Below are 13,306 nucleotides of genomic sequence, written 5' to 3' on the forward strand. Positions count from 1 at the left end.
CCCTCACCGCCCCTTCGGCAGGCCGAGGATGCGCTCGGCGACGATGTTGCGCTGGATCTGCGAGGTACCGGCGGCGATGGTGTACGAGAGGGAGGACAGCCGCTCCAGTGCCCACTCCTGCGACAGCTCCAGCGACGCGGGGCCCAGTACCGCCGCCGCGGTCTCGTACAGCTCCTGCCGCGCGTGCGAGTAGCGCAGTTTGAACACCGAACCGCCCACTCCTGGGACGCCCGTGCCGCCCTGGCGCAGTCCGTGCGCGGCCTCGCTGACGTTCCACTGGATGAGTCGCCACAGTGCGCTGAACTCCGCGTGCAACCGGCCGAGCCGACGGCGCACTGTCGCGTCGTCCCAACAGCCGTTCTGCTGCGCACGCCGCGCGAGCAGCCGCAGGGTGCGACGGCAGGCGACGACCTCCCCGACGAACGCGGTGCCACGCTCGAACGAGAGGGTCACCATGGTGACGCGCCAGCCGTCGTTCTCGGCACCGACCCGGTTGCCGACCGGCACCCGCACCTCGTCCAGGAAGAGCTCGGCGAACTCCCGCGAGCCGGCCAGCGTACGCAGCGGCCGTACGGTGACGCCGGGGGCGTCCATGGGCAGGGCGAGCCAGCTGATGCCCCGGTGCCGGGGCGCTTCCGGGTCCGTACGGACGAGCAGTTCGCACCAGTCGGCAACCTCTGCGTGCGAGGTCCAGATCTTGCTGCCGGTCACCACATAGGTGTCGCCGTCGCGCACCGCACGGGTGCGCAGTGCGGCCAGGTCCGAGCCGGCGTCCGGTTCGGAGAACCCCTGGCACCACACCTCCTCGCCGCGCAGGATCGGCGGCAGCCAGCGGGCGCGCTGCCGCGAAGTGCCCTCGGCGGCGATCGTCGGCCCGGCGTGCAGCAGCCCGACGAATCCGGCGCCGACGTAGGGGGCACCGGCCGCTTCGGTCTCCTCCAGGAAGATCAGGTGCTGGGTGGGTGTCGCGCCCTGGCCGCCGGCGTCCTTCGGCCAGTGCAGCCCCGCGTATCCGGCGTCGTGGAGCCTGCGCTGCCAGTCCATGTCGTAGGCGCGCCGGGCCGGCCAGTCCAGCGGGTCGGGACGGGACGGCAGGGTGGGCAGCACCTCGGCGAGCCAGGCGCGCAGCCGCGCCCGGAACTCCTCTTCCTCCTGCGTGTACGCCAGTTCCATGGCCGCTCCCTCGCGCCGGGCCGGTGCCCCTCACCGCAGGGGGCCTCACCGCAGGAGGCCTCGCTGTAGGGCCGCACACCAAGGGTTTCCTCACACCAGGTCGAGTTCCAGCATGCGGATGGCGTTGCCGCGCATCAGCTTGTGGACGGTGGTTTCGTCCAGGCCCCGCACATGGTCCAGTGCGACCTGTTTGGTGTGCGGGAAGGTCGAGTCGACGTGCGGGTAGTCGGTTTCGAAGGTGGCGTTGTCGCGGCCGACCGCATCCAGCGCCGCCACCCCGTGTTTGTCGCGGAAGAAGCAGCAGAAGATCTGCCGGTAGTAGTAGGTGGAGGGCGGCTCGGGGATCAGATCGCGGACGCCGCCCCAGGCGCGGTGCTCGGCCCATACGTCGTCGGCACGCTCCAGGGCGTAGGGGATCCAGCCCATCTGGCCCTCGCTGTAGGCGAGCTTGAGGCGCGGATGCTTGACCAGGACGCCGCTGAAGAGGAAGTCCATCATCGAGGCCATGGCGTTGTTGAAGGACAGCGACGCCTGTACGGCCGGGGGCGCGTCGGGGGAGGCGGCGGGCATCTGGGAGGAGGAGCCGATGTGCATGTTGACGACGGTGCCGGTCTCCTCGCAGACGGCGAAGAACGGGTCCCAGTAGCCGCTGTGGATGCTGGGCAGCCCCAGGTACGTCGGGATCTCGCTGAAGGTGACGGCCCGCACGCCGCGTGCCGCGTTGCGGCGTACCTCGGCGACGGCCAGGTCGATGTCCCACAGCGGGATGAGGCACAGCGGGACGAGCCGGCCGCCCGAGTCGCCGCACCACTCCTCGACCATCCAGTCGTTGTAGGCACGTACGCAGGCCAGCGCGACCTCCTTGTCGTGCGCCTCGGCGAACGTCTGCCCGCAGAAGCGGGGGAAGGTGGGGAAGCACAGCGACGCCTCCACATGGTTGAGGTCCATGTCCTTGAGGCGTTCGGCCGGATCCCAGCAGCCGGGGCGCATCTGGTCGCGGGTGATGCCCTCCAGCGTCATCTCGTCCCGGTCGAAGCCGACGGCGGCGATGTTGCGCTTGTACGGGAACTTCAGGTCCTCGTAGATCCACCAGTCGGTCGGTGGCCCGTCCGGGTCCATGGTGATCCGGTACTTGCCGCCGACGTACTCCAACTCGCCGATTCCGGCGGTGAGCGGCTTGGGCCCGCGGTCCCGGTATTTGGCCGGCAGCCAGGTCTCGAAGAGGTGTGCGGGCTCGATGACATGGTCGTCGACGCTGATGATGCGCGGAAGTTCGGTCACGGGCGTGGCCCCCTCGCCATACCAATTTTCTGATGCCCCGTCAGAAAGAGGCTAGCCCCGCGCCTCTGGACCGACAAGGCGTCGCCTTCTACGCTTCCCGCACCATCTGACGCCCCGTCAGCTCATGGCGGGCGTCCCGCGGGCGGGAGCCGAGCAGGACCGAGGGGGCCGGCATGTCCACCGAAGACCGAGGGGCCGGGCGCGACGGATCCGAGGGTGGCGCGACCGCGGTCGCACACCGGCTCGGCACCTCGCACACCCTGTGGGAGCTGGTCGTACGACGGGCCGAGCTCAGCCCGAAAGCGCCCGCGCTCATCCAGGCCGCCGACAACCCGGACGACGACTCCTGTCTCACCTTCGGCGAACTGCGCACCCGCGCCGAACGCACCGCCGCCGGACTGCGCCGACAGGGCGTGCGCCCCGGGGACACCGTCGCCTGGCAACTGCCCACCCGTATCGAAACCGTCGTGCTGTCCCTGGCCCTGGCCCGGCTCGGCGTACGGCAGACGCCGCTGATCCCCGGCCACCGGGAGCGCGAGGTCGCCCTCGCCCTGCGGGCGACCGACGCCGCCTGGTACGTACACCCCGGGCAGTGGCACGGCACCGACTACGCCGCGCTGGCCGACCGCGTCCGGGAGCCGCACGAGCCCGCCTTGCGCACACTCCTCGTCCGCGACCGGCTCCCCGACGCCGACCCCGGCTCCCCTGACCCGCTTCCGCCGCCGCCCGACGACGGGACGACAGTGCGGTGGATCTACTGGACCTCCGGCACCACCTCGGAGCCGAGCGGAGTACGCCACACCGACCGCAGCCTCATCGCCGGCGGCTCCTGTCTGGCGCACGCACTGCGGCTGCGCCCGGACGACGTCGGCTCGATCGCCTTTCCGTACGCACACATAGGCGGTCCCGACTACCTGGTGATGCTGCTGCTGTACGGGTTCCCCGCCGTGCTGTTCGAGAAGTTCGCGCTGCCGGACGCACTGGCGGGCTACCGGCGCCACGGGGTGACCACGGCGGGCGGCTCGACCGCCTTCTACTCGATGTTCCTGGCCGAACAGCGCAAGCAACCCGGGGAGAAGCTGCTTCCCACCCTGCGGCTGCTCGCCGGCGGCGGCGCGCCCAAACCCGCCGAGCTCTACCACGAGGTCGTCACCGAACTCGGCTGCCAACTCACCCACGGCTACGGCATGACCGAAGCACCGATGATCACGATGGGCGACCCCGACGACACACCGGAACAGCTCGCCACCACCGAGGGACGCCCGCCCGCGGGGATGGAGATCCGCATCACCGCGCCGAACGGCGCACCGCTGCCGCCCGGGAGCGAGGGCGAGGTCCGGCTGCGCGGCGAGGCGGTCTGCCAGGGCTACCTGGATCCGGACCGGACCGCCGCGGCCTTCGACACAGAGGGCTTTCTGGTCACCGGAGACGTGGGGCACCTACGGGAGAGCGGGCACCTGGTGCTCACCGGCCGCACCAAGGACATCATCATCCGTAAGGGCGAGAACATCTCGGCCAAGGAGATCGAGCAACTCCTCTACGAACTTCCCGGGGTCGCCGACGCAGCCGTGATCGGGCTGCCCGACCCGGAGCGGGGGGAGCGGGTCTGCGCCGTCGTCGAACAGCCGGAAGGTGCGCCACGGGTCACGCTCGCCGAACTGACCGCACATCTGCGTGGGGAGGGGTTGGCCACCTACAAGCTGCCCGAGCAGTTGGAGGTGCTGGAGGCGCTGCCGCGCAACGAGACGCTGCGCAAGGTGCTCAAGTACAAGCTGCGGGAGAGATTCGGCTGACCGGCGGTTTGCGGCCTTCGCGGCCGGTCCGGGGCGCTCCCTCGGCGGTCGGTCCGGCCGCCCCTGACACCAGGAGAGGCCCGGCCCGGGGCGGCTCAGGCGGTGAGAGGGCCCGTGGCGGTGTGCGCCTCGGTGGCCGTGGCCAGATCCGGGTAGCAGTCGAAGAGCCGCCGCACGCCCAGCGCCGCGAGCACCCGGTTCACATGCGAGCCGTCCTCGGCGCCGCGTGCGGGCAGGATCAGCCGCAGCCGCCCCGCACAGGACCGCATCAGCCGCCGCGAGGCGATCAGGACACCCACTCCGCTGGAATCGCAGAAGAGGACATCGGACAGATCGAGCACCAGGCTTCTGCGTCCCTCGGCCACGGCATCGTGCACATGCTGCCGCACGGCGGGTGACGTGACCAGGTCGAGCTCACCGGAGACGCGGAGCACGGCCCACCCGCCCCGCTCCTCCTCCAGCACCTTCAACGACACTCCCCGCAACCCCTTCGTCGATCGCCCACAACAGTCGGCTGCCCCGGCCTACCCCTCCAAAACTGGTCCCAGGGAAACGACCCTATGTGGTCGGGCGGTATTACCCAGGGGAACCTGCGAGAACTTGTGGTCACGCCCCCATAACGCTCGGCAGCTCACACCTCTTCCGCCCCTTCCACCCCGTCCGAATCAAGCTCTCCGTGACGGAATCTGCACCCTGGGCAACCATTCCGGGGCGCGCGTTGCCTCAAAAGGGGCGTGCGTTGTCAGCGGCTCGCACTACATTCGAGGGGTTGACGGGCATCACAAGAGGCGGAAGGGACCGCCGATAGCGGCACCGCCGACCGCGGACCGGAAGCGGACGGCGGAACCGAGGGGCTGGGGGCCACCATGGCGAACGACACACCACCGCGCTGGGACCGGAAGATGCAGCAGCGGCTCGCGCGCGGCGAGGCCGCGGCGCTCGGCGAGCTCTACGACCGCTTCGCCTCCCTCGTGCACGGCCTCGCCTACCGGGTGCTCGACGACGAGGAGGCCGCCGACAGGGCCACCCGGGACGTCTTCGCACACATCTGGGAGAACCCGCACACCTTCGACCCGCGCGAGGGCCCGATGCGGTCGTGGATAGCGGAGCTGACCCAGCGGACGGCGACCGGCAGGCTGCGGCAGCAGCAGCGCGGCGCCGGCCCCTGCTCGCCGGAGCAGGCCGAACGCTTCGAGGAGCAGGTCCGTACGGCCGCCACCGCAGCACGCGCCGACTACATCGTCACCTCCATGCCCTCCTCACTGCGCGCCGCGCTCGAACTGGCGTACTTCGAGCGCCACGACTACCGGCAGACGGCACGCAGCCTCGGCGTCACCGAGGACGAGGCCCGCCGCCGGCTGCGGCTCGGGCTCCAACTCCTCTCCTCCGCCATGACGCAGCCCGCCATGACACCGCCCGGCGCGGGGCACCGCCCATGAGTACGCCACCGACACCACCGACACCGCCCGGCCCGGGGCGACCCGCCGGGCCGGGACCGGGCAAGCCCTCCCCGACGACCGGCACCGCCGAAGCCGCACCGGAAGGCGACCTACACGACCACCGGATCCTCACCTCGCTCCTCGGCGCCTGGGCGCTGGCGGCCTGCTCCGCCGAGGAGACCGCCGCCGTCGAAGCGCATCTGACCGACTGCGCACCCTGCGCCGAGGAAGCACTGCGGCTGCGTGACGCGGTCGGACTGCTGCACGCCGAGGACAGCCTCGATCTCGACCCCATGCTGCGCTCCCGCGTCCTCGAAGGCTGCCTGGACCGCCGCCCGGCGCGTATCCCGATGCCCACCTGGGTGGCCCCCTACGACGCGGAGACGGCCCGGCTGGACGCACTGCTGCGCGACATGGCCGACGCGGAGTGGCGCGCGCCGGTACAGCTGCGCTGGTTCGACGGCGACCGGCAGACCACCCGGGAGACGACCGTGGCCGGCGTCATCGGCCATCTGCTCGCGGTCGACGGGCTGGTGGCCGCCGGTATCGGGCTGCCCGATCCGTTGCCCGCCGACGCCCTTCCCACCGGGTCCCGTTCTCCCCGGCCCACTTCCTCCGAAGCCCCATTCTCCGGAGCCCCTTTCTCCCAGGCCCGCCGCGGCGAGCCCGGCACGGACCCGCAGACCCGTACGGAGATCTACTGGGCGCTGGAGGACGGCCGGCACCACACCCCGGCCGTCCGCGATCCCTGGCGGGAGCAGAGCCACGCCATGATCCGCGACGTGTCGTTCCTCGCCGCGGACGACGACAGCGGCTCCGGTCCGAGCGCCGCACGCAACCGCCTCGTCTCCTACGGGAACTTCTCGTTGCCGCTGCGCGACGCGTTCCTGGACCGGGCGTTCGAGTGCTGGATGCACGCCGAGGACATCGCGGAAGCCGTCGACTACCCGTACGGGCCACCCGGCCCCGCCCATCTCAATCTGCTGGTCGACCTCGCCGCCCGGCAGTTGCCCGGCGCGCTCGCGGCCCGTCGCCGCACGGGGCTCGCACCGCCGCCCCACGGCCTGGCCGCGGCGGGAGCGCCCGGCCGGACCCTGCACCTGGAGGTCGAGGGCAGCGGAGGGGGCGACTGGTACATCCCGCTCGACTCCCCCGGCGCCCGCGCCTCCCCGGAGGGCAAGGTGGCGCACATCGCCCTGGACGGTCTGGAGTTCTGCCAACTCGCCGCAGGTCACGTCCCGCCTCTGGAAGCCGCCGCGGGGCAGGACGGAGACCTCCAGGCCGTCCGGGACGTCCTCTACGCCACCGCGTCCCTGTCCCGGCTCTGACCCGGCCCCGAGGAGTCGGCGGCACCAGCGGGCGGGAAGCGGCACCAGCAGGCGGGACCGCGACGGGTCAGGTGAAGACCACCGTGCGGTGGCCGTTCAGCAGGACGCGGTGCTCGCTGTGCCACTTCACCGCACGCGCCAGCGCCTGGCACTCCACGTCGCGCCCGACCGCGACCAGCTGCTCGGGGGTGACGTCGTGGCCGACCCGTTCGACCTCCTGCTCGATGATCGGCCCCTCGTCGAGGTCGGCGGTCACGTAGTGCGCCGTCGCGCCGATCAGCTTGACGCCGCGCGCGTGCGCCTGGTGATAGGGCTTGGCGCCCTTGAAGCTCGGCAGGAAGGAGTGGTGGATGTTGATGATCCGCCCGGACAGCCGCTTGCACAGGTTGTCGGAGAGGACCTGCATATAGCGGGCGAGAACGACCAGTTCGACCTGCTCCGCCTCGACCAGTTCCAGCAGCCGTTCCTCGGCCGCCGCCTTGGTGTCCTTCGTCACAGGGATGTGGTGGAAGGGGATGCCGTAGGAGGCGACCAGTTCCGCGAAGTCGGTGTGGTTGGAGACCACGGCGACGATCTCGATGGGCAGGGCTCCGATCCGGGAGCGGAAGAGCAGGTCGTTCAGGCAGTGCCCGAACTTGCTCACCATGAGGACGACCCGCATCTTCTCCTCGGCCCGGTGGATCTGCCAGTCCATCCGGAAGGAGTCCCCGACGGCGGAGAAGCTGGCCCGCAGCTTCTCCAGGGTGGTGTTGCCGGTGAAGTGGACGCGCATGAAGAAGAGCCCGGTGTCACGGTCCCCGAACTGCTGGCTGTCCTCGATGTTGCAGCCCGTCATGAACAGATAGCTGGAGACGGCGTGCACGATGCCCTGGTTGTCCGGGCACGAGAGAGTGAGGACGAACTGTCCCGCCTGTTCGTTTTCGACGGCTTCAGCGGGATTGTCGGGGGCGGGGTGCGACTGGCTCATGGCCTCAAGATTGGCACATCGCGACAGGTGCCCCGCACCAGCGCTCCCGGCCACCGGCTTCCGCCCCCGGCTCCCGGGCCCCGGCCGGTGAGTGGCCACGGGTGGCCCCTCTCACACCGTCCTGAGCATGATCGCCAGGACCTCCAGCGAGCGCGGGGGCTCGTCCGGGTCCTCACCGTCGTTGCCGGCGAGCAGCACATGCGCCTCCCGGGCGGCCCCTACGGCCTCCGGCCACGCCGGGTGCGCCAGGTAGGAGGCGACCGGGGCGTCGGCGCCGACCTGATGCATGATGCGCAGCACCCGCAGCACGGCAGCATCCACGAGCTGGGCTTCCTGCGCGTCCCGGAAGATCGTTCCGACGTATTTCTCCGCCGACCAGTTGTCCAGCCAGGTGTCCTCGACCAGGCGGTAGACGGCATCCGTGACATCGCCGTATCCGGGGAGACCGGCCAGCCAGCACTCGTGCTGGAAGGTCTGGTCGGAGAGCATGTGCAGCGCGGAACGCACGTTGCTGCGCCAGCGCCACCAGGGCACGTCGTTGACAGGCATGCCGCCTATGGTGGTGGAACGACGGCCACGTCGGGAAGACTTCACGGAACCTGCTTGCTGCATGGTGACCGACCCTACGTTCAGGGCGCCGGCCCCCGGGCGCGGGCCCCGGCTCCCCCGCCGGGCCTGCTCACAGCGAGCCGTACGGCCGCTCTTCGAGGCCGTACTTCTTCGCCGTCGGATTCCACAGCCGGGCCGCCTTCTTCTTGGCGAGGGTCGCCGAGCCGCTGGCGCGGTTGCCCGCCGCGAGCTGCTTGGTCGGCTTCGCCTTGCCCTTGTGGCAGCCCTTCTTGCGCGCCACCTGGTCCGCCCAGGCCGCGTAGTGGGTGTCCGCGGAGGCCGAGGACCGCCAGGCGCTCTTGAGCGCGGAGTTCAGCTCCGCGCTGTCGGGGATCCGGTCCGTCTTCAGCTCGCCGAGCCGCCGCACCAGGCCGGTGCGCTGCTTGGCCGCAGCCCGCAGATCGGCCGCCGCCTTGCCCAGCGACTTGCAGGCCCGGATGTTCTGCACGGAACGCACGACGGCGGAGCGGCTGTTGTTGCTGTCGGCCAGCAGCGCGTCCAGCTTCTTGGCCTGCGCCTCGGCGGGGTCCGGCGCCGGGGACTCCTCCCCCGCCGGCGCGCTCGACGGCTTCGGATCCTCCTCGGACGAACCGTCACCGCCGTTCGCGAGGAGAAGGCCGACGATCAGGCCGATGGCCGCGACCCCCGCCAGACCGCCGCCTATCAGCAGCCAGGGAGGCGTTCTGCGCCGGCCCCGGTCGGCATCGCGCCGCGCCGCCCGGCCGCCGACCTGCGGCTCGTACTGCGAGGAGCCCGGCTGAGGGTAGCCGTAACCGCCACCGCCGCCCTGGGGACCCGGCGGCTGCTGCGGATAGCCGTAGCCGCCGCGCTGGGCACCGGGCTGCGGGTAGCCGTAGCCGCCGCGCTGGGCGCCCGGCTGCGGGTAGCCGTAGCCGCCGCGCGGTGGCGCCGACTGCTGCTGCGCCGCCTGGTCGAAGACGGGGAGGCTCTGGGTGGAACCCGGTTCGTCGCTGCCCGCCTGCCCCGGGCCCCCGGACCGCGGGGCGTCGGATCTGAAGAGATTGTCGAACTCCGGCAGCGGCCGACGCTCACCCGGCTCCTCGGCCCCCTGCCCGCCCCCGGTGGGGGCGCCGCCCGCGGCGGACATCGGCGGGAGCATCTGGGTCGCCTCGGAGTCGCTGTCCAGGCCGCTGCCCACGCCGCTGCTCACGCCGCCCGCCATGGGAGGCAGATACTGCGTGGCCTCGCTGTCCGCGCCCCCGCCCACCGGCCCGGCCGGCTGCTGCGGCGGCAGCAACTGGGTGCCGTCATCGGGGCCGACGGAGCCCCCGGGCAGCGGCTGACCCGTCGGGAACGGCGGCAGCATCTGGGTGGCGTCGCTGTCGCCGACACCGGCCTGCGGGGCGGCGGAGGAAGGGGGCGGAGGGGGCGAGGTCGGCGGAGCGGTCGGCGGGGCCGGCATCGCGTGCCGCCCCGGCCCGGCGGGCGGTGCCGCCCCGTACGGCTCCGGCGCTCCGGCACCCGGACCCGGCTGCCCGTACGGGTCGCTGGACGGCATGGCGCCGGGCAGCTGCTGCCCGTACGCGTCCGGCAACGGCATCGGGCCAGGGCCACCAGGTCCGGTTGCCGGGGGCAGCGGTCCAGCACCCTCGGGCGTCGGCGGCGACGGCGGGTGCGACGGGCGGGCCGGAGTGCCCTCCGGAGGGAGAGGCAGCGAGCCGGAGGGGGCGTCCTGCTGGGGGGCGCCCCAGTAGCCCGGACCGCCCTGCGGGGCGCCGCCGGGCGCGGTGCCGTCGCCGTGCGCGGCGCCCTCGGTCCGGGCCGCCTCGGAGCCCGGCCCCCAAGGCTGGCCCCACGGCTGCCCGGCGGGGGGCTGTACGCGGTCGCGCTCGGACTGGACCTGGCGCTGCTGCTGAGGAGTCCAAGGGTCGCCGTTGGCAGGCAGCACGACCCCTTCGTACGGGGTCGTGGAGGCGGGCAGGGCGTCACCGGCGGAGCCGGAAGTCCCGTCCTGTCCGCGTCCGTTGTGCGTTGTCACCGAGACTCCTCGTTCGCATGGCTAGCGGAAGCGTCGGCTCACGCTACCGGGTCACGCCAACGGGGGACCACGCACCCAGATGTGCGGACACCCTTCCTTCACCTCATGTCGAGATGAAGCCTCCAGAAAGGGATGTTTCCCGCATATCTCATGGGCCGTGGCACTCGGCCACCCTGATTCCTCACGCCACCGCAGCCAGCCCCAGACTCTCGTGGAACTCCCGCACCACCGGCTCGTCGCGGTACGGCTCCAGCCGCTGCCGGAAGTCGTCCAGATACTCCGCGCCCCGGTCCGAGCGCAGACCGGCGAGCAGCTGTGCCGCCTGCCCGCCCGTGTGGCAGGCACGCTCCACCTCGCGCTGCTGCACCTGCGCGTCCGCCAGCAGGAACAGCCCGATCGCGCGCCGCCGCGCGCGGCCCTCCGGGTGCCCGGTGACGGCCTCCTCCGCGCGCGCCGCCGCGCTCTCGGCCTGGCCCAGGTCGCGGTGGCAGTGGGCGAGCTCGTCCGCGAGGTAGGCGCGGTCGAAGTGCGCGATCCACGGCGGGTCGTCGCCGGAGTCGGCCGCCGCGTCGGCGCCGTCCATCGCCGTCAACGCCCGGGTGACGGAGCTCTGGCAGGCACGCGCGTCCCCCATCAACGCATGCCCGCGCGCCTCCGCGGCATGGAACATCGCCTCGGCGCGGGGCGTCACCTGCCCGCGCGCCCCCTCCTGCGCCGCACGCGCCAACTGCGCGATCTCGCGCGGGTTGCCGAGCGAGGCGGCCAGATGGCTCATCCCGGCGGCCAGCACATAGCCGCCGTAGGCGCGGTCCCCGGCCGCCTGCGCCAGTCGCAGCGACTGGATGTAGTAGCGCTGCGCCAGCCCGTGCTGGCCGGTGTCCACAGCCATGTACCCCGCCAGTTCGGTCAGCCGGGCGACGGTGGCGAACAGCGACCTGCCGACCGCCTCCTTGTACGAGCCCGCGAGCAGCCCGGAGACGACACTGTTGAGGTAGTGCACCACCACCGGGCGGATATGGCCGCTGCCGTAGCGGTGGTCGAGGTCGGAGAGCGCCTCGGTCATCGCCTGCACGGCCGCCACGTCCGCGACACCCACCTGGGCGCCGGAGGAACGGGCGACCTGGTGGTCGGGCTGCGTGATCAGCCAGTCCCTGCTCGGCTCGACCAGCGCCGAAGCGGCCACCGTCGAGCCCGTCAGGAAGTCTCTGCGGCCCACGTCGCTGCGCCACAGCTCGCAGACCTGCTCGACCGCGCCGACAACAGTCGGCGCGAACTGGAGGCCCACACCTGAGGCGAGGTTCTTGCCGTTGGCCATGCCGATCTCGTCGATCGTCACCGTACGGCCCAACTTGCGGCCGAGGGCCTCGGCGATGATTCCGGGGGCCCGGCCACGGGGTTGCTGGCCGCGCAGCCAACGCGCGACGGAGGTCTTGTCGTAGCGCAGGTCCAGCCCGTGCTCCGCGCCGCACATGTTGACGCGGCGGGCCAGGCCCGCGTTCGAGCACCCGGCTTCCTGGATGAGCGCCTGCAGACGTTCGTTGGGCTGCCTCGCAACGAGGGGCCTGGCGGCCATGCGATCCCCCTCCGTGGTTTCCGTGCTGAAGACCCGGCATGATCACTGCGCTTCGCGCCTTCGCGCCCTTGCGGCTTCGCGGGGCGCGTCTTTGCGGGGCGCGTCTTTGCGGTGCGCGCCTTTGCGGTGCGCGCCTTTGCGGTGCGCGCCTTTGCGGCTTGCGGTGCGCGCTTGGCGCCTTCGCGCTTGGTGCGTTGCTCGGCGCATATGCCTGTGATTCCTTGCAAACCCCACCCTTCGCAGCACAATGCACCGGAGAGGGACTACCCACCCAAGACCGCTCTTCTGTGCACGCGCCCCCACACATGCCACGATGCGCCGTTCCGAGCGCGGGCTGCCCCCTGCACAGCGAAAACGGCGACGGCAGGGTTGGGGTGTGCGCCGTCGCGCCTCGGACCGCCCCGTTCCGCCCCCGTAACCCCCGCGAGGGGGGAAAGTTGTGATGGTCGTGGAAGAGACCATCACCTTTACCTCTGGAGTGACAACGAATACCTCTGGAGCAACCACGGATGCGCGTCTGCCCAAGCAGCGCGGTGCGGCGCAGACGCCGCCCGCGCCGCCTCTCGAACACGCGGTGCGCTACACCCAGGAGCGGGCCTGGGACGTCTTCCCCGGCACCTGGCTGGAGACGGTGGACGGCGTCCCGCGCTGCTCCTGCGGCGACCTCGCCTGCCCCGCGCCCGGCGCACACCCCACGCGCGCACGCTGGGTGGACGAGACGACGGGGAGCGCGACAACCGTGCGCCGGTTGTGGGCGACCGAGCCGCGCGCCGCCGTCCTGCTGCCGACCGGCCGCGCCTTCGACGCCCTTGAGGTCTCAGAGGCCGTCGGCTGCCTGGCACTCGCCCGACTGGAACGGATGGCCCAGCCGCTGGGGCCGGTCACCTGCACGCCGGACGGCCGGATGCTCTTCTTCGTCCTGCCCGGTGTCGCCGCGAAGGTTCCCGCCACCTTGCGCCGGCTCGGCTGGGCGCCCACCGCGTTGGACTTGCGGGGCAAGGGCGTCGGGGACTGGGTGGCTGCGCCGCCTACCCGTGTCGGGGCGCGGGGGGCTGTGCAGTGGGCGCGGGAGCCCAATGCGGCCAATCGGTGGTTGCCCGATGTTGATGAGCTTCTTCCTACTCTCGCCTACGCCTGCGGGAGG

At 72.0% G+C, this 13,306-nt stretch carries 12 protein-coding genes; 5 read left to right on the top strand and 7 right to left on the bottom strand.

What is annotated here, in order from left to right; genetic code table 11:
- Positions 1-3: 3 nt before the first annotated feature.
- Positions 4-1,173, bottom strand: coding sequence for an acyl-CoA dehydrogenase family protein (locus JW613_RS15985; RefSeq protein ID WP_209211474.1), 1,170 nt, complete (start codon positions 1,171-1,173; stop codon positions 4-6).
- A gap of 90 nt (positions 1,174-1,263) precedes the next feature.
- Positions 1,264-2,454 carry an amidohydrolase family protein gene (locus JW613_RS15990; protein WP_209211475.1) on the bottom strand — a complete coding sequence of 397 codons (1,191 nt, stop codon included), beginning with the start codon at positions 2,452-2,454 and terminating at the stop codon, positions 1,264-1,266.
- 173 nt (positions 2,455-2,627) lie between these two features.
- On the opposite strand from JW613_RS15990, the gene JW613_RS15995 reads away from it, so the two are divergent.
- A complete protein-coding gene (locus JW613_RS15995; RefSeq protein ID WP_209211476.1) occupies positions 2,628-4,247 on the top strand; it encodes a class I adenylate-forming enzyme family protein in 1,620 nt (539 codons plus the stop codon).
- A 95-nt stretch (positions 4,248-4,342) separates the two neighbouring features.
- On the opposite strand, the gene JW613_RS16000 is transcribed toward JW613_RS15995, so the two are convergent.
- Positions 4,343-4,723: an STAS domain-containing protein gene (locus JW613_RS16000; protein ID WP_180289671.1), complete on the bottom strand. Its 381-nt coding sequence runs from the start codon at positions 4,721-4,723 to the stop codon at positions 4,343-4,345.
- A gap of 390 nt (positions 4,724-5,113) precedes the next feature.
- Between JW613_RS16000 and JW613_RS16005 the strand changes: the two genes are divergently transcribed.
- Both JW613_RS16005 and JW613_RS16010 read left to right on the top strand, forming a co-directional pair.
- On the top strand, positions 5,114-5,686 hold the full coding sequence (locus JW613_RS16005) for a sigma-70 family RNA polymerase sigma factor (protein ID WP_209211477.1): 573 nt from the start codon (positions 5,114-5,116) through the stop codon (positions 5,684-5,686).
- Positions 5,683-7,014 (top strand): zf-HC2 domain-containing protein, encoded by a 1,332-nt coding sequence (locus JW613_RS16010; RefSeq protein WP_209211478.1) that lies wholly within the window; start codon positions 5,683-5,685, stop codon positions 7,012-7,014. The genes JW613_RS16005 and JW613_RS16010 overlap by 4 nt, the downstream gene beginning before the upstream one ends.
- Positions 7,015-7,081: 67 nt before the next feature.
- On the opposite strand, the gene purU is transcribed toward JW613_RS16010, so the two are convergent.
- From purU to JW613_RS16030, 4 genes are all read right to left on the bottom strand, one after another.
- Complete coding sequence (gene purU, locus JW613_RS16015; protein WP_209211479.1) at positions 7,082-7,981, bottom strand: formyltetrahydrofolate deformylase; 900 nt, start codon at positions 7,979-7,981, stop codon at positions 7,082-7,084.
- 111 nt (positions 7,982-8,092) lie between these two features.
- Positions 8,093-8,593, bottom strand: coding sequence for an SCO4402 family protein (locus JW613_RS16020; protein ID WP_209211480.1), 501 nt, complete (start codon positions 8,591-8,593; stop codon positions 8,093-8,095).
- Between the two features lie 67 nt (positions 8,594-8,660).
- Positions 8,661-10,589 carry a hypothetical protein gene (locus JW613_RS16025; RefSeq protein WP_307865914.1) on the bottom strand — a complete coding sequence of 643 codons (1,929 nt, stop codon included), beginning with the start codon at positions 10,587-10,589 and terminating at the stop codon, positions 8,661-8,663.
- 181 nt (positions 10,590-10,770) lie between these two features.
- Positions 10,771-12,162, bottom strand: a complete 1,392-nt coding sequence (locus JW613_RS16030; protein WP_209211481.1) for an NsdA family TPR-like regulatory protein — start codon at positions 12,160-12,162, stop codon at positions 10,771-10,773.
- A gap of 38 nt (positions 12,163-12,200) precedes the next feature.
- On the opposite strand from JW613_RS16030, the gene JW613_RS36800 reads away from it, so the two are divergent.
- On the top strand, positions 12,201-12,605 hold the full coding sequence (locus tag JW613_RS36800) for a pentapeptide repeat-containing protein (protein ID WP_209211482.1): 405 nt from the start codon (positions 12,201-12,203) through the stop codon (positions 12,603-12,605).
- Positions 12,605-13,306: bifunctional DNA primase/polymerase (locus JW613_RS16040; protein ID WP_209211483.1), on the top strand; the 702-nt coding region annotated here is incomplete at its 3' end. The genes JW613_RS36800 and JW613_RS16040, both read left to right, overlap by 1 nt.

It is taken from the genome of Streptomyces smyrnaeus (assembly GCF_017676345.1).
Classification (GTDB): domain Bacteria; phylum Actinomycetota; class Actinomycetes; order Streptomycetales; family Streptomycetaceae; genus Streptomyces; species Streptomyces smyrnaeus.